This is a genomic window from Mucilaginibacter robiniae (assembly GCF_012849215.1).
GTDB lineage: Bacteria > Bacteroidota > Bacteroidia > Sphingobacteriales > Sphingobacteriaceae > Mucilaginibacter > Mucilaginibacter robiniae.
The window spans coordinates 1,898,944-1,915,165 of the sequence record NZ_CP051682.1; the positions used below are offsets into that span (position 1 = coordinate 1,898,944).

The 16,222-nt window shown below is 42.7% G+C and carries 14 protein-coding genes; 6 read left to right on the forward strand and 8 right to left on the reverse strand.

What is annotated here, in order from left to right; all coding sequences use genetic code 11:
* Positions 1-12: 12 nt before the first annotated feature.
* Positions 13-522, reverse strand: a complete 510-nt coding sequence (locus tag HH214_RS08340; RefSeq protein ID WP_169606887.1) for a hypothetical protein — start codon at positions 520-522, stop codon at positions 13-15.
* Positions 523-779: 257 nt separating this feature from the next.
* Between HH214_RS08340 and HH214_RS08345 the strand changes: the two genes are divergently transcribed.
* Entirely contained in the window at positions 780-1,325 is a 546-nt protein-coding gene (locus tag HH214_RS08345; protein ID WP_169606888.1) for a peroxiredoxin, read from the forward strand.
* An 84-nt stretch (positions 1,326-1,409) separates the two neighbouring features.
* Positions 1,410-1,994 carry a carboxymuconolactone decarboxylase family protein gene (locus tag HH214_RS08350; RefSeq protein WP_169606889.1) on the forward strand — a complete coding sequence of 195 codons (585 nt, stop codon included), beginning with the start codon at positions 1,410-1,412 and terminating at the stop codon, positions 1,992-1,994.
* 254 nt (positions 1,995-2,248) lie between these two features.
* Here HH214_RS08350 and HH214_RS08355 read toward each other — a convergent pair whose 3' ends face one another.
* Genes HH214_RS08355 through HH214_RS08370 form a run of 4 tightly spaced genes read right to left on the reverse strand, consistent with a single transcriptional unit; the run spans position 2,249 to position 7,014 of the window.
* The gene (locus HH214_RS08355; protein ID WP_169606890.1) at positions 2,249-3,796 is read right to left on the reverse strand and encodes a DHA2 family efflux MFS transporter permease subunit; all 1,548 of its coding nucleotides are present in this window, start codon (positions 3,794-3,796) and stop codon (positions 2,249-2,251) included.
* Between the two features lie 5 nt (positions 3,797-3,801).
* On the reverse strand, positions 3,802-4,875 hold the full coding sequence (locus HH214_RS08360; protein WP_169606891.1) for an HlyD family secretion protein: 1,074 nt from the start codon (positions 4,873-4,875) through the stop codon (positions 3,802-3,804).
* A 26-nt stretch (positions 4,876-4,901) separates the two neighbouring features.
* Positions 4,902-6,287, reverse strand: a complete 1,386-nt coding sequence (locus HH214_RS08365; protein WP_248282239.1) for a TolC family protein — start codon at positions 6,285-6,287, stop codon at positions 4,902-4,904.
* A complete protein-coding gene (locus HH214_RS08370) occupies positions 6,262-7,014 on the reverse strand; it encodes a TetR/AcrR family transcriptional regulator (RefSeq protein ID WP_169606892.1) in 753 nt (250 codons plus the stop codon). Before HH214_RS08370 ends, HH214_RS08365 begins: the two co-directional genes overlap by 26 nt.
* A gap of 97 nt (positions 7,015-7,111) precedes the next feature.
* Here HH214_RS08370 and HH214_RS08375 point away from each other — a divergent pair, with 97 nt between their 5' ends.
* Complete coding sequence (locus HH214_RS08375) at positions 7,112-9,574, forward strand: PIG-L family deacetylase (RefSeq protein ID WP_169606893.1); 2,463 nt, start codon at positions 7,112-7,114, stop codon at positions 9,572-9,574.
* A 172-nt stretch (positions 9,575-9,746) separates the two neighbouring features.
* On the opposite strand, the gene HH214_RS08380 is transcribed toward HH214_RS08375, so the two are convergent.
* The 3 genes from HH214_RS08380 to gltX form a co-directional block, all read right to left on the reverse strand.
* Complete coding sequence (locus tag HH214_RS08380; RefSeq protein WP_169606894.1) at positions 9,747-10,313, reverse strand: DUF4256 domain-containing protein; 567 nt, start codon at positions 10,311-10,313, stop codon at positions 9,747-9,749.
* Positions 10,314-10,387: 74 nt separating this feature from the next.
* Positions 10,388-11,197 carry an SDR family oxidoreductase gene (locus tag HH214_RS08385; protein WP_169606895.1) on the reverse strand — a complete coding sequence of 270 codons (810 nt, stop codon included), beginning with the start codon at positions 11,195-11,197 and terminating at the stop codon, positions 10,388-10,390.
* A 12-nt stretch (positions 11,198-11,209) separates the two neighbouring features.
* A complete protein-coding gene (gene gltX / locus HH214_RS08390) occupies positions 11,210-12,727 on the reverse strand; it encodes a glutamate--tRNA ligase (RefSeq protein ID WP_169606896.1) in 1,518 nt (505 codons plus the stop codon).
* Between the two features lie 232 nt (positions 12,728-12,959).
* Here gltX and ypfJ point away from each other — a divergent pair, with 232 nt between their 5' ends.
* The 3 genes from ypfJ (at position 12,960) to HH214_RS08405 (ending at position 16,168) form a co-directional block, all read left to right on the forward strand.
* Positions 12,960-13,811 carry a KPN_02809 family neutral zinc metallopeptidase gene (gene ypfJ / locus HH214_RS08395; protein ID WP_169606897.1) on the forward strand — a complete coding sequence of 284 codons (852 nt, stop codon included), beginning with the start codon at positions 12,960-12,962 and terminating at the stop codon, positions 13,809-13,811.
* Positions 13,812-13,840: 29 nt separating this feature from the next.
* A complete protein-coding gene (locus tag HH214_RS08400) occupies positions 13,841-14,209 on the forward strand; it encodes a hypothetical protein (protein WP_169606898.1) in 369 nt (122 codons plus the stop codon).
* Positions 14,210-14,380: 171 nt separating this feature from the next.
* A complete protein-coding gene (locus tag HH214_RS08405; RefSeq protein WP_169606899.1) occupies positions 14,381-16,168 on the forward strand; it encodes a glycosyl hydrolase family 28-related protein in 1,788 nt (595 codons plus the stop codon).
* The last annotated feature ends 54 nt before the right edge of the window (positions 16,169-16,222 follow it).

The window sequence follows — 16,222 nt, forward strand, 5'->3', positions numbered from 1 at the left end:
GTGGTAAGCCTATTATATTCCCCAATCAATTGACCGTAATGCGGCTACAATCCCGTTAATACAGTTATTCACGTTGGTTAAGCTTTTAACCGGAAATGGGGTAACCACTACATTTTCAATGGTGGATACGCCGGAAAGACTGATTGCTTCGCGGGCGTACTTTTCAATTACTTTCAGGGATATAATCACTAAACGAGGCTGATGCTCAGCAATGCGTTCCGCTAAAGGCTGAACTCCTTTTGTGCGCTCGGCTTTTTGCTCAGGTGGAGGTAAATTCTTGATAGGTGCGGCACTCAGGTTTTCAAAGTAGCAACCCATCTCTTTGAAGAATTGTAAAAATTCTTCATCATTATTAAACTCGCCAAATACCTGTGTAAAGGCCGCTTTTACCGCCTTGTACATGTTGGAATTTTTTAGATAAAAATATTTATTGTTTACAGGCCGGCCATCGGCTATAAACAAAAGCTGAATACGTTCGGGCTTATATTGCTGCTTTAATGCAGTTAATTCGGTAATTTCCATTTTAAGTAGTTAATTAACTACAAATAGTGGCATCCGGTTTTACTCGTGTTTTGCTTTAATAGCAGAGGGGTTGTTAAATAGTAACTACTTTAGCAATATAATTATTACTGGTGTAGCATCCAATCATATCTCCTTATAGTACCGTACTGCGTTTTGTGATTTACATCATAGATTTTATTGATGTACTATCACTTTTTTCGATTTACATTCCTAAACGGAATACTTATCTTTGTAATAATCCTAATAGAAAAAACATTATGATAACAGTTGGTGAAAAATTTCCGGCTTTTAATAAAAAAGCTGTAGTTAGTATAGAGAAAGGTAAAGAGTTTGAAGACATTACTTCCGACTTCCTGGTAAATGAAGATAACGTTTGGACGGTTATGTTTTGGTGGCCAAAAGATTTCACTTTTGTTTGCCCTACCGAAATTGCTGAGTTCAACAAAAACTATGGTGAATTCCGTGATCGTGATACCCGCCTTATTGGTGCTTCTACCGATTCTGAGTTTGTACACGCTGCCTGGAGAAAAAATCATGACGATCTGCGTGATTTGAAATTCCCGATGCTGGCTGATACTTCAAAATCATTAGCTGAAGATTTGGGTATCCTGGAACCAACTGAAAAAATTGCTTACCGCGCTACTTTCATCATTGACCCACAAGGTGTAGTACGTTGGGTTTGCGTTAATGATTTGAACGTAGGTCGTAACGTAAAAGAAGTTTTACGTGTACTGGACGGCTTGCAAACCGATGAGCTTTGTCCATGTAACTGGGAAAAAGGTCAGGAAACTATCAACGCCTAATTTATTCTTTATATATATAATCCCTGTAGATCTTTCTGCAGGGATTTTTTATTGTTAAATTTTCATAAAAATCAGACTATTACCATGAGCGAAAGCACCGAAATAATACAAGAACTACTGGAAAGCGTTGGCGTTGATAAAAATTATCGTACTGAAAGCCTTACCCTGCTGGAAAAAGGCGAATCACGCTACCTACGCGATTTGAAATTGAATTTTTCTAGTACATTAACTTCTGCCCACTTAAGCGAAAAGGAATGTGCTTTGTTAGGCTTAACTACGGCTATTAACAACAACAACAAGCCCTTAACGCAATATTATACTCAATATGCCGAGCAACAGGGTGCTACTGCTGCTGATATAGCTGAAGCTGCCGGCTGCGCTTCTTTATTGGCTTCCAACAACGTATTTTACCGTTTCAGGCATTTTACCCAGAAGGAAAAATATACCCAAATACCAGCCCGCATACGTATGCAGCTGATGATGAAACCGGTAACCGGTAAAGAGTTTTTTGAGTTGATGAGCCTGGCTATATCTGCCGTAAATGGTTGCGAAATGTGCGTAAATGCCCATGAAGATTCCCTGATTAAATTAGGCACTACCGAAGAACGTATTTTTGATGCTGTACGTATTGCCTCCTTGGTAACAGCAACCGGGAAAGTTATTTTTTAAGGCTTTCAGCTAATAATGTTATCAACATAAAAGGCCATTAACACGTGTTAATGGCCTTTATTTTTGGCGTAAATTAAATTTATTTACCTTGTTTAATTTAAAAACATTAGTTTTATAGCAAAGATTAAACACGCTTTCAGGCATACAGCACCTTTTGTAGTGACTAGGTGCTGAGTTTAAAAGTTACTTTTGTTTTTAATTGTTATTTTTTACTTGAAAGCCGTTCCGGGCAAACCGGAGCGGCTTTATTTATTTTAGTGTGCATCGGCTGCTACTTTCATATTTTTACGGAAAGGCTGCAGGTATAGCAAGGGTATGGAAAACAGCATTACTAAACCGGTAAGCCAATATGCGTCATCAAAAGTGAGCAACATACTTTGCCGGGCAACAGTACCTTCTACAGCGGCATAAGCCATTCGGGTAGCATCCAGCATGCTGCGGCCATGGGCCATAAAGTTAGCAATACTGCCTTGTATGCGTTGGGTTAACACCGGGTTATACTGCGTTATATTAGTAAGCAGGTTATTACGGTGTACGCCTTCACGAATGTGTATCAGCGTAGTTAAAGCCGCAATACCAAACGAACCACCCAACTGGCGCATCATATTATTTAAACCGGTACCTTGCCCTACTTCAGGCCCTTTCAGGTCGGCAATAGCTAAGGTAGTTAACGGGATAAACAACAGGGCCATACCAATACCGCGGATAGCCAATGGCCAGAAGAAATCATTTTCACCGGTTTCCAGCGTTGAATTAGCCAGCATGTGGGTAAATACGAAGAACAGGAACATACCAATGGTAGCCATAAACTGGGCCGGTATGCCTTTGTTCAGCATTTTACCTACAAACGGCATCATGAATATGGTAAACAAACCACCTGGAAACAATAACTCACCAGTTTGCTGTGCGGAAAACCCTAGCAAGCTCTGGCAAAATATCGGGAATACGAATACCGAACCGTACAAGCCAAAGCCTAATACAAACGAAGTAAACATCCCCACCGAAAAACTTCGGTGCCGCATGATACTAAAGTTCACAATAGGGAACTCGGTGCTCATCTCTCGCCAAATAAACAGCAGGATACCCAATATGGCAGTAACAGTAAGTACTACAATGTAAGGTTCGGCAAACCAGTCTTTTTCTTCACCTTTTTCCAAAATGGTTTGTAAGCTCCCTACCGCAACGGCCAGCAGCAGGATGCCCCACCAGTCAATAGGTTGCCCACGACCTGTTTTAGGCGTAGCCTTCACAAACGTATAGGTAAAGAAAGCTGCTAAAGCACCTACCGGTAAGTTTACATAAAATATCCAGGGCCATGAGTAGTTATCGGTAATCCAACCACCAATGGTTGGCCCTACTGTTGGGCCTACTACCGCACCCAAACCAAATAGCGCAGTGGCGGTACCCACCTGCTCGCGCGGCCAGGTTTCCAGCAATATGGCTTGCGCTGTGGCAATCAACCCACCACCGGCTACCCCTTGCAAAATACGGAACATTACCAACTCCACTAATGAATGTGCATTACCACATAAAAATGAAGCTATGGTAAATAAAATAATCGAACCTAAAAAGTAATTTTTACGTCCGAAAAAGCTACCCAGCCAACCCGACATGGGTAGAATAATTACGTTGGCTACTGCATAGCCGGTAGTAACCCAGGCCACGTCTTCAAGCGTGGCGCCCAGGTTACCCTGTATGGTTGGCAAGGATACGTTTACGATAGTGGTATCAATCAGCTCCAGTAACGAAGCGGTGATTACCGTAATCGTAATAATCCATTTCTTAAATCCTTGTTCAGCCATAATTTTTAGTCTTTAATTGATACAGATACGTTCACGTTCATACCCGGACGCAGTTTATCTATTACTTCTTTGCTGGCATTAATTTTAATTTTAACCGGTATACGTTGTACTACTTTCACGAAGTTACCGGTAGCATTATCGGGTGGCAGCAAAGAAAACTTAGCGCCTGTAGCTGGTGAAAAATTGTAAACCGTACCATCCAGTTTCATGTCAGGATAAGCGTCTACTTCAATTCCTACCTTCTGCCCGTTTCTGATTTTGTCCAGCTGAGTTTCTTTAAAATTAGCAGTTACATACAAACTGTTATCATTCACGATAGAAAACAGGGTTTGACCAGCCTGTACCAATTGGCCCAATTGAATAGTTTTTTTAGAAGTTATACCACTCGCTGGCGCATATACCGTAGTATAAGATAATTGCAGCTTAGCAAAGTCAACATCAGCCTGACGCTGTGATACGCCGGTGCTGGTTACTTTTAATTGGTTGCGGGTAGCACCTACCTGCTCCTGAGCTGCTTTATACTGATCGCGTGCAGCGCGTAAGCCAGCCTGAGCTACTTCTAAATCAGATTTAGATTGATCAAATTGTTGCTGGGTGATAGAACCATCCTTAATCAGGTTGGCATAACGACTATAATCTTTCTGCACTTTCTCCAAACGAGCTTGGGCTGATACCACGTTTGCACGGGCATTAGCTGCATTGGCTGTATTAGAGTAAATTTGAGATTGGCCTACACCTATACTTTCGCCAGCACCTTTTTGAGCAGCCTGAGCTTGCTCCAGTTTTACTTTATAATCACGGGCATCAATTTTTACCAGTACCTGGCTTTTGTTCACGTGCTGGTTATCTTCAAAATAAATGCTATCTACATAACCACCTACACGAGATACTACCGGGCTGATATCGCCATCAATCTGCGCATCATCAGTATCTTCATGCTTGGTAGAGTAGATATATTTCTGTACGCCGAATATCAAACCGGCAATAATTACGATACCTAATATAATAGGTACCACGCGGTTCGGCTTCTTCGCCTTTTCTTCTGCTTCTTGTTGTTGTATTTCTTGTTCCTGTGCCATCTTGTTTATAGAGTTGTGTTTTGTTATTATTTGTTTGTCAGTTTTCCGGTTGCTTTTAATAAGTTGTAATAAGCTAAACCAGCATCAGCTTTAGCTAATTCCAAATTGGTTTGTGCCTGGTACAGCAAAGTTTCTGCATCAGCACGGTCAGTTGCTGAAGCGGTGCTGTTGGCATACTTAGAAGCCAGAATACGGTTATTTTCAGTTGCCTGATTGATAGAAGTTTGCAGCAATTTTATTTTGTCAAGCGCTCTTACGTAATCCTGGTAGTTGCGGTTCACTTCAGTTTTTATGTTATCAGTAATAATATCACGATCAATTTTTGATTGATCACGCTGAATGCGAGCCTCTGCTACCTTATTCTTGTTAGACCATAAAGCACCAAAATTCCAGTTTACGGCTAAACCAGCAGTAAGCGGGGTGATAAACTTTCCACTACGTGGAAACGGATTAGCCGATGTATTTAGATAATAAGCGCTAGCTGATGCGGCTATGGTAGGCAATTTATTAGCTTCAGTATTTTTGATGTTAATATCGGCCACACGTGTACGCAGATCTTGTTGGCGCACCTCCTGCCGGATAGATAAAGCAGTATCCAGATAACTGGTTAATGGCGCTACAGATTGTCCGGCATCATTAATTTGGTTAATGGTAAACTGAGTACTTTCGGGCACGCCAAGCAACACAATCAAATCATAATTAATGATTTTACGATTATTTTCCAGATCAATACCATTCAGTTCCACATTAGCGCGCTGTAATTGAAAACGCAATACGTCATTCTTGGTTACCAGCCCCTGTTCAAAAAAGCGTTGTGCCTGATGTATTTGTATATCAATAGCTTTTAAGTTGGAGTCAACTACTTTCTTACTTTGCAGCACTTTATACAAATTGTAGTACTCATTCACAATATTAATTGCGATCTGTTCCTGATCCTTTTCAGCATCCAAACGGGCTACCTGTATCAGCAGATTAGTTGATTGGCGGGCATACCGGTATCGGCCACCACCGTAAAGCACTTCCTCAGCTGTAGCAGTTCCTAAATTGGCATTAGCCGTTTTCGGCAAATTAAATGATTGATCCGGACCTAATTCCAAGCGGTTTGCAGGTATAGCTGCAAAGCTGTATAAAAAGCTGGCCGTACCGGTAGGCAACGCCCGGTCTTTAGCCTGATTGTACTGTGATACCGCCTGATCAATTTTAGCTTGAGAGAGTTTAAGCGTCTTGCTGTTTTCAAGCCCCATCTTGATGGCTTCATCCAGCGTAATGCTACGTTCTTGCGCGTGGGCTGCAGTGCCCAACAGCAGCAAACCCGATAGCAGGGCAGTAATACCTTGCCTGAATGGCTTGGTTATTACCCGTTTTAAAAGGTAAGTGTTAGGGTTGTTATTGTTTTGAGTTGTCATTTCCATTTACTAAGTAAGCTTTCAGTAATTTTTTGAAGTAAGATTTTACCCGGGGTTTTAGCTTTTCGTCCAGATTTTGCGGATCCATAATATCATAGCCAAACATCATGGAACACATTTGCGGTGTATTCAGCATAAAGTTTTTAATGCCGAATACAGTAGCTATAATCATATCAGTATCCAGGTTGCTGGCAAACTCACCTTTTTCAATTCCAGCATGCAGAATTTTCCGAAACTCAATCACATTCGTCATCAGCATTTTGCTCAGCTTATCCGTCAGCTCGCCACGGCGGCTGATAGACATTTCCTGATACAACATTTTTTGAAAACAGCTGGTTGTGAATATCCGGTCAATGTAGGCATTCAGGTATTGTTCTACTTTGTCCCAACTGCCAATGCTGTCATCGCTGCCTATATCTTGAAGCTGGGTATAAAAAGTAGCAGTGCGCCGTTCAAAAATGGCCAGAAACAAACCTTCTTTCGAACCGAAGTAATAGTTGAGCATAGCCATGTTCACGCCCGCTTCTCCCGAAATCATACGGGTGGAAGCGCCATCAAAGCCATGTTCAGCAAACACGCGCTCAGCTACATCCAGTATATGATCTTTTTTGTCTGTCTTTTCTTTTTCCATGTCTTTTACCGACACAAAATTAATCAAACGATTGATTAAAATAAAGCACCTTTCAATAAATCTTGCACTGTACTGACTTTCAACCACAAGAAAACTAATCATCTGATTAACTTTTTAATGAGAATAGCCGGATTACTGATTTGTTTTTAATATTTGTACATTCATGATGCCATTATGGCTTATGCATTTTTAACTGTATATGAAACTATTACGACTGCTGCTGATAACTTGTTTATTTACCCGTATAGCTTTTGGCCAAACTGCCCCAACAACCAGTTTGTCTGACATTAAACAAACCTTTAAAAAGCTTAATGTATTAGGCAGCGTACTTTATGTAGCCGCGCATCCTGATGATGAAAACACCCGGTTGCTGGCTTACTTAGCGTTAGAAAGGCATTATCGTACAGGTTATTTATCATTAACCCGTGGTGATGGCGGCCAAAACCTCATCGGCAACGAACAAGGCGAACTATTAGGCTTAACCCGTACACAGGAACTCTTAGCTGCCCGCCGTATGGATGGTGCCGAACAGTTTTTTACCCGAGCCAACGATTTTGGCTTTTCGAAGAACCCGGAAGAAACTTTAAAAATTTGGGATCGGGAAAAGATATTGGGTGATGTAGTATGGGTAATCCGCAATTTTAAACCTGATGTAATTATATGTCGCTTCCCAACCACTGGCGAAGGCGGACATGGGCACCATACCACCTCGGCCATCCTGGCGCAGGAAGCCTTTGCTGCCGCTGCCGACCCGAAACGTTTTCCGGAGCAGTTACAATATGTACAGCCTTGGCAAGCCAAACGCCTGCTGTGGAACACTTTTAATTTCGGCAGCACCAACACCACCTCGGCCAACCAGTTTAAGCTGGATGCCGGCAGCTACAACCCGGCTTTAGGAAAAAGCTATGGTGAAATAGCAGCCGAAAGCCGTTCCAACCACCGTACACAAGGTTTTGGTACTGCCCGGCAGCGCGGCGAGGCTACCGAATACTTTAAAACCATATTGGGCGATGCTCCTCAAACGGATTTAATGGATGGCGTGAACACGACCTGGAGCCGTGTAAAAGGTGGTGAAGATATTGCAACTCATTTGGGTATTATCAGTAAAAACTTTGATGATGATGCACCTGAAAAATCGGTACCTGCACTGATTCAATTACGTGCCCGCATTGAGAAAGTACCCGATACTTACTGGCGCAACCAGAAATTACAGGCGCTGGATAACTTGATTACTACTTGCGCTGGTTTGTGGTTTGAAAGTTATGCCACCGAGCCTACCTATGCACTAGGTGACAGCATTAACATACAAGCACAGGTCATAAACCGCTACAGCAACCGGGTTAAGCTTAGCAGCGTGGAAGTGCAGCACCAAAGCCTGCACTTTGCCGACCCCGGACAGGTAATACCAGCTAACCAATTACAAACTTTCCGTTTGAAAGCCTATGCGGATAAGATATCACAACCCTACTGGCTGGCAGCCCCACATGGCATTGGTATGTACACCCTGCCTAACAACCAGATAGCCGGCAACCCGGAAAACTCAGATCAGCTTAAAGTAACTTATATCTTTATTATAGAAGGCCGGCCTATTCGCCTGGAGCGACGGTTGATGTTCAAGTACGTTGACCCTGCACGGGGTGAGCTTTACCAACCTATTGAAATAGCCCCGCCAGTAACGGCCAATATGGAGAACAAAGATTATGTGTACAGTACCCGCCAACCGCAAACTATTCAAATCAAGCTTAAAAGCTTTGTAAATGGCAGCGGCACCATCAGCCTTAAACCTATAGCAGGATGGCAGATTAGTCCGGCGAATGTACCTTTTACCAACAAGCATAAAGATGAAGAATGGACTGCCGAGTTTAAGGTAAGCCCCGCAGCAGGTACACCTTTTGAAACCCGTACGGCCGAAGCGATAGTTACTGTTAATGGTCAGCAGTACTCGATGGGTTTGCAGCGTATCCGGTATGAGCATATTCCGAATATTACGCTGTTCCCACCAGCACAAGCCAAATTGATTAATTTGGACTTGAAAACTGCCGGCAAAAAGATAGGCTACTTGCCTGGTGCTGGTGATTTGGTACCCGATGCTTTGCGCCAGATAGGCTATGAAGTACATATTCTGACCGAAAGCGAGATCATGAATAGCGACTTATCGGTGTATGATGCTATTGTAACCGGCGTGCGAGCTTATAACGTAGATCAGCGTTTGGTGGTAGAACAACCCAAATTAATGGCCTACGTAAAGAATGGTGGTAACCTGGTAGTACAGTACAATAATTTTGCCGGACTGGTGGTACCGCAAATTGGTCCCTACCCTTTCCAGGTAGTAAATCAGCGCGTTACTGATGAGAATGCCCAAGTAACCATTACCAACCCGCAAAGCCCATTGTTAAATTACCCGAACAAAATAACTCAAGCCGATTTTGAAGGCTGGATACAAGAACGCGGCTTGTACTTCGTGACCAATATTGCGCCTGAATACCAAACCTTATTTGAGATGAACGATCCCGGTGAAGCCCCCAACAAAGGTTCACTCATCACCACCAATTATGGCAAAGGCCGGTTTACTTACACTTCACTGGATTTCTTCCGGGAGTTACCAGCAGGAATACCTGGTGCCTATCGGTTGTTTGTGAATTTATTGAGTATGAAAAAATAATGGCAGAAGAACGAATTTTTAATGCCACGAGTTTACGTAATGTAACTCGTGGCAAACTATTATACTAAGCGTTAAAGCTTTAATGCTAGCAAATAGATGTCCTAATTATACCTGATTAATAGGAGACATATACTGCATAATTTAAACACATAATACAGTACTTGTACAGATTTCAAATTTTAAGTAACCCACGAAACCCTCTGCCAGCATAGTAAGATTCGGCTCCGTTATGATATACAAAGACGGTGTTGTAACGGCGGTCACAAAAAAGAGCTCCGCCAAGTTTTCTGATGTCAGCAGGCGTCTCTATCCAGCTTGATGTTTTAACATCAAAGCTTCCGAGCTTCTGCAGTTCCCAGTATTGTTCTTCAGTTAAAAGCTGAATACCCATGTTAGCAGCCATATCTACAGCGCTGTTCTCAGGCTTATTTTCTTTTCTGGACTCTAAAGCTTTCCGGTCATAGCAAATACTCCTGCGGCCTTTGGGGCTTTCCGCTGAACAATCGTAAAACACATATTCATCTGTTGCTTTATTATAAGCTACCACATCCGGTTCACCACCCGTTCTTTCCATTTCATAAAGCGACCATAGTTTTTCCTTATCAGCTTCTATCTTAGTTTGTAATGGCATCCATTCTAAGCCAGCATGGCGTTGCTCATTTTTCTCAAAGCGATTTTTCAAAGTGTTAAGAAGCTCTTCACTTTGCTCTGCTGATAAGTTCTGTTGTGGATTTTTCATACAGCTTATTTCTATCTTAATAACTGTTCAAGAAAATGGCGGGTTATATAGGATTCTAAAGTAAGTAATTTGCTTCACTTGATACCATAATAAGCACTCAGCAACTTTGTAAATACAGCAGCAGGTAATATCTTTTTTAAGGTGGGTACTATAGTTTGCCCGATAGCGCCTACTAAGTATCGTTGTGCCGGATGGGACTGTTTTACAATTTTACAAATCAAAGCCGCTAGTAGGTCGGGGTGGGAACCCTTGGCTTCATCGGCAGCCATACGGGCAATGGCGGCTTCACTTTCTGCATTTAATTGCTGGTGATTTAACGTACTTGCCACATGTTGACGGTTGATAGTGGCCGATGTTTTAAAATCTCCGGGATTAACGACCACAACCTTAACGCCTGTATTTTTCAGCTCCATTCGCAGGCTTTCCGAATAACCTTCTACAGCAAACTTAGATGCACTATACAAACCATGATAAGGCACACCCAACAAGCCTGCTATCGAACTGATATTAATCACCAACCCGCTCTTCTGCTGAATCATGCTTGGCAATACGGCACTGCTTACCCGCACCACCCCAAAAAAGTTAACCTCAAACTGCTGCTGTGCATAGGCAACAGGCATGGTGTACAACGGTCCGGCAAAAGCCAGACCCGCGTTATTAACCAATACATCAATCCGGCCTTCCGCTTTGATAATCAGGTTTACCGCGTGTTGCACCGAGGCATCATCCGTAACATCCATCAAAATCAGGTTAAAGGCATTTTCCTGCATCTGCTCCGGATGACGCGCCGTACCATATACCCTATGTCCCTGCGCAGCCAGCGCACGGGCAGCAGCTAAACCCAAGCCCGATGATGCGCCGGTAATCAGGATAACCTTTTTCATTTCAAGCAGAACTTACGCAAAGGCTGCTAATGCTTTTTCAATGCGGGCAATTACTTCAGCTTTACCTAGCTGTACAGCAATATCAAACACATGGGGGCCAAACTTGCCACCTACCAGCATAATACGGAATGGCAACATAGCATCGCCTATTTTAAAACCCTTTTTGGTAAGTAACGCTTTGAAATTGGTTTCCAGCTCAGTGGCCTCCCAAGTTTCAGCTTGTTGCAGCTGTGCAATAAAGGTTTTAAACATCTCAGTTTTCGCGTCGGTCCACTTAGGTTTTACCGCGTTGAGGTCGTAGCTTTCAGGCTGTTTGAAGAAGTACCAGCTGTGCTCATAAAAATCAGTAAGCAGCACGCAACGGTCTTTCACCAGTTCAATTACTTTCAGCAGTTGCGCATCATCCGTTATGGCGAGGCCTTTATCTGCCAATATCGCTTTTACATCACCTAACAAACGTTCGGCGGTAGCTCTTTTAATCCACTCGGCATTGAACCATTTGGCTTTCTCAAAATCAAATTTAGCACCAGCTTTGCTTACCCGGTCCATCGAGAACTTCTCGGCCAGTTCATCCAGCGTAAATATTTCTTGGTCGGTACCATCGTTCCAACCCAATAAGGCTAGTAAGTTATTGAAAGCTTCCGGCATAAAGCCCAATTCACGGAAACCTGGCGTTAGTTCGCCACTTTTAGGATCAGTCCAGCTCATAGCATATACCGGGAAACCCAAACGGGCACCATCGCGTTTGCTTAACTTACCATGCCCATCCGGTTTTAATATTAAAGGTAAATGCGCCCATTGTGGCATATCGGCTTTCCAGCCCAAGTATTCCCACAACAACAAATGCACTGGTGCCGAAGGCAGCCACTCCTCCCCCCTGAAAGCGTGCGAAATATGCATCAGAAAATCATCTACTACCACCGCTAAATGGTAAGTAGGCATGCCGTCGGCTTTCAGCAGCACTTTATCATCTACCTGGTTGGTTTCAAAACTTACATGACCGCGTATCATGTCAGTAAAGCTGATGGTTTCGTCTTCCGGCATTTTGATGCGGATTACATGCGGCGTGCCTGCTTGCAGAAGTTGCTCTACCTCATGCTCCGGCAAAGCCAATGAGTTTCGCAAACTATTGCGGGAAGCCATGCCATATTGAAAGTTCGGGACTGTAGCCCGTTGTTTTTCCAGTTCTTCGGGTGTGTCAAAAGCATAGTAAGCATGACCTTGGCGCACCAGTTTTTCCGCATACTCGCGGTACAATGATTTACGTTCACTTTGGCGATAAGGCGCAAAAGGGCCACCTACCTGTGCACTTTCATCAGCATTCAAACCGCACCATTTCAAGCATTCAAATATGTATTCTTCCGCACCTTCTACGTAGCGGTTTTGGTCGGTATCTTCAATACGCAGCACAAAAGTGCCGTTATGCTTTTTGGCAAACAGGTAGTTAAACAATACGGTACGCACACCGCCCAGGTGTAAACCACCTGTCGGACTTGGCGCAAAGCGCACTCTTACTTTCTTTTCTGACATAGACGCAAATATACATTAGTGGAAATATAAACAAGAACCAAGAGCTAAGAAGCGAGAACCTAGAAAAAAGCAACCAGGCCATCGAGTGCTAAAATTAATATAGCTATTGCACTACTGCATACTAAGAACTATCCCAACATCTTGGTTCTTGGCTCTCGGTTCTTGTTTCTATTCCACAAAAACAAACCCTGCCAACCTCCTGTTATGCACTAACATTAAATATCAGATACTCATGCAATGGATGGGCAGACGCGAAAGCGATAACGTAGAAGAAGGTAGCGGCGGTGGTGGTGGCCGTATGGCTGTAGGTGGTGGCATTGTAGGCATCATCGGCCTTATTATCTATATGTTTACCGGTGTGAACCCTACGCAAATGCTGAATGGCGGTACCGACCAAGGTCAGGGCCAGCAACAAAACCAGCGTGTAACGCAGGATGAAAATGACCAGATGAAGTTTTCGCGCGTGGTGCTGGCTGATACGGAAGACATTTGGAACAAGCTATTCAGCGATATGGGTCAAAGCTATAAAGAACCTATTCTGCATTTTTACAGTGGTGGTGTTAATACCGAAGGTTGTGGCTTTGCACAGTCGGCAACCGGACCTTTTTACTGCCCAGGCGATCAGAAAGTATATCTGGATTTATCTTTTTTTGATGAATTGCAAAACAAGCTAGGTGCATCGGGCGAGTTTGCGCGGGCTTACGTAATTGCGCATGAGGTTGGGCACCATGTGCAAGATTTGTTAGGCACTACAAATAAGGTAGAACAAGCCGAACAGAACATGAGCGATGAAGAACGCAACCGCATGTCGGTTAAAGTGGAATTACAGGCCGATTTTTATGCCGGCGTATGGGCCCATTATGAACAAAGTATGAAAGGGGTAATTAACCAGCAGGATATTGAAAGCGCCTTGAGCGCTGCCAGCGCTGTAGGTGATGACCGCTTGCAACAGGAAACCCAGGGCCGTGTAGAACCCGATTCATTTACACATGGTACCAGCGCACAACGCATGTACTGGTTTAAAAAAGGCTACGAAACCGGCGATATACGGCAGGGTAATACGTTTAGTGATTCAAGTTTGTAGGTTAAAATACACTATTTAATTCGTGCTTTATGAATGCAAAACCTATTTCTCCTAAAATGCATGGCCTGATTGACTATGCTTTAGTAGGCAGCTTACTTACTCTACCATCCATATTAGGCTTAAAGAAAACTGTAAGAAATACTTATGCGGCAGAAGGTTTAGCATTGTTAATTTACGTTGCTCTTACCGACCATCCTGTAGCGGTAAAACCGCTTATTCCGTTTCCGGTACATGGCAAAATTGATCCGTTTAACGTAGGACAATTTGCACTACAAAGTTTTTTAAAGCCTTTTAGAAAAGATAAAAAAACCTTATTGTTTAATTTGGGCTTTACCGCGCTTGCAGGTATAACCGTACTATTAACGGATTGGAACGGGCCTACTAAAACTTCAAAATAACCTGTACATATAAGATAGTCACCTATTTATCATATTGTACAAAATATGCCTTCATGAAAAGCAATAGCTATGTACTTAAATGTAGCTAAATTGTTAATCTGCTCTCCAAAACCTGCTAAATACTTTGTTTACATTAGTAGCGCTCAACCTGCCGGTTGAACATACAAATACATGATTAACTTATCCGATTATTCTGCATTACGTAATTGTACGGCTTACACCGATACTATTTTTGTACAAGGCTGTGCTATGCAAGGCGATGGCGGTGAGGGCCTTTTTATTTGGGAGAATAGCTCAATAGCTCCTGATGACGGTGGTACAATACTGAGACCGGCAGTTGACCATACACCTTCCAGTGGTGCTTGGAAAAGAATAGTTGGTGATGCGGTTGAGGCAAACTGGTTCGGTGCTAAAGCTGATGGCAGCGTTGATGCAGCACCACAAATAAAAAAAGCTATAGAAACAGCTATTCATACGCATACTAAAGTAAGGTTAGCACCAGGCACCTACCGTTTTGATCAGGTAATTGCGCTTGATATTCCCGATAACTTTCATTTGATTATAGAAGGCAATGGCGCCTTGATTAAAGCCTCGCCTCTTGTTACATCCGCATCAAGTGAAGTGAACCTGATACGCTTTTTTACAAGTGCAGGTACAGACACTCAAGGTACTGGTGTTTTTATCGATAATCTGGATTTTGATGGTGGTGTGCCTAACCCTCAATTTACTGAACCTAACATTAGCGCTATAAAAAGAATACATGCGGTCGTAGCGGAAGATATCTTTACGGTTAACATCAGCAATTGCCATTTTAAAAACATACAAGGGTCGGGCACGCGTACCTATAACTTTGTGTATGCTAATTTCCAAAACCTGAACTTTCAGAATGTAGGCGGCAAATTTCGGCTGGAAAATGAATTTGACAGTTTTGGCGACGGCATATACTTGTGCCAAACCAACCTGGAAACGTCAAGACCTACCCGCCGGCAAAGTCACTCTGCCATTACCAACTGCCATATTAATGCCTATAATCCATCAAGCTATAACAATTATGCCAGCAGGTGTGGTATTTGCGTTGAGGGGTTCAACACACTTAAAAGTGATCATCGGGTGTATTTGCAAGTAAGCAATTGTACCATTAGTGGTTACGACCGTACATTTCATATTGAAGGTATAGATGCTGAGGTAACGGCAACTGCCTTGAATGTCCAAAATTTTCAGTGTATTTACCTAATGGCATGGGGTCGCTCAAAGTGCACCTTTACTAATTGCAATTTTAATAGCCGATTGCCAAATAATCCTAACCAAGTCAGATTAGGAACAGGTGGTATAAATACTTATCCCTCTGAACTAATTAATCACATAACTTTCAATCATTGCCAAATTAATCCACAAGGAGAAGCCACCTTTATTGGCCAACTTGATTTTGTCGATTCTATACTAGATTATAGCAATCATGATGTTTATTTCGAACATGCTATTATAGTTTTAACCAGAAGTCAGCTCATTAACATATCGCATAATTTATCCAGGGGGCTTAATTTTTATGGCTGTACCCTTAGTGCTACCAACTCTATCATGCAAGGGTATAAAAATGGGGCAGATAATTCAGGAGGCATATTACACTTTGAAGATTTAGTGCTGCCCGTATTTGATCGGAATACAATAACTGACACCCGATTAATCCTAACCTTTAAGCCTGCTGCTTTAGCTCGATTAACCAACAACATCATATACCGTCATCCTAAGGGAAGTGGCGCACCTATGGAGGCCTTGATGAATTTCAACAACATACAACAGGTACAAATGAGCAACAATATTTTTTATGTGGATGTAGCTACAGCTAGCGATCAGGAACCTATTTACCAAACCTACGCTGTACAGCACGTTAGCCACGACCATGACATCAAATACCTGCATATCCTGGATTCAGGAAAAACATCTAAATCACGATTGTAGTAGTGTCTTGTACCAATCTGCAATTACATCTGCATACTGCCCTGCCAAATACTT

What these genes read in the sequence shown, in the direction of transcription:
- HH214_RS08385 (WP_169606895.1), bottom strand. Translation starts at nt 11,197, where the DNA reads ATGAAAAAGGTTATCCTGATTACCGGCGCATCATCGGGCTTGGGTTTA.
- HH214_RS08350 (WP_169606889.1), top strand. Translation starts at nt 1,410, where the DNA reads ATGAGCGAAAGCACCGAAATAATACAAGAACTACTGGAAAGCGTTGGC.
- HH214_RS08345 (WP_169606888.1), top strand. Translation starts at nt 780, where the DNA reads ATGATAACAGTTGGTGAAAAATTTCCGGCTTTTAATAAAAAAGCTGTA.
- HH214_RS08340 (WP_169606887.1), bottom strand. Translation starts at nt 522, where the DNA reads ATGGAAATTACCGAATTAACTGCATTAAAGCAGCAATATAAGCCCGAA.
- HH214_RS08365 (WP_248282239.1), bottom strand. Translation starts at nt 6,287, where the DNA reads ATGGAAATGACAACTCAAAACAATAACAACCCTAACACTTACCTTTTA.
- HH214_RS08380 (WP_169606894.1), bottom strand. Translation starts at nt 10,313, where the DNA reads ATGAAAAATCCACAACAGAACTTATCAGCAGAGCAAAGTGAAGAGCTT.
- HH214_RS08375 (WP_169606893.1), top strand. Translation starts at nt 7,112, where the DNA reads ATGAAACTATTACGACTGCTGCTGATAACTTGTTTATTTACCCGTATA.
- HH214_RS08405 (WP_169606899.1), top strand. Translation starts at nt 14,381, where the DNA reads ATGATTAACTTATCCGATTATTCTGCATTACGTAATTGTACGGCTTAC.
- HH214_RS08360 (WP_169606891.1), bottom strand. Translation starts at nt 4,875, where the DNA reads ATGGCACAGGAACAAGAAATACAACAACAAGAAGCAGAAGAAAAGGCG.
- ypfJ (WP_169606897.1), top strand. Translation starts at nt 12,960, where the DNA reads ATGCAATGGATGGGCAGACGCGAAAGCGATAACGTAGAAGAAGGTAGC.
- HH214_RS08355 (WP_169606890.1), bottom strand. Translation starts at nt 3,796, where the DNA reads ATGGCTGAACAAGGATTTAAGAAATGGATTATTACGATTACGGTAATC.
- HH214_RS08400 (WP_169606898.1), top strand. Translation starts at nt 13,841, where the DNA reads ATGAATGCAAAACCTATTTCTCCTAAAATGCATGGCCTGATTGACTAT.
- gltX (WP_169606896.1), bottom strand. Translation starts at nt 12,727, where the DNA reads ATGTCAGAAAAGAAAGTAAGAGTGCGCTTTGCGCCAAGTCCGACAGGT.
- HH214_RS08370 (WP_169606892.1), bottom strand. Translation starts at nt 7,014, where the DNA reads ATGATTAGTTTTCTTGTGGTTGAAAGTCAGTACAGTGCAAGATTTATT.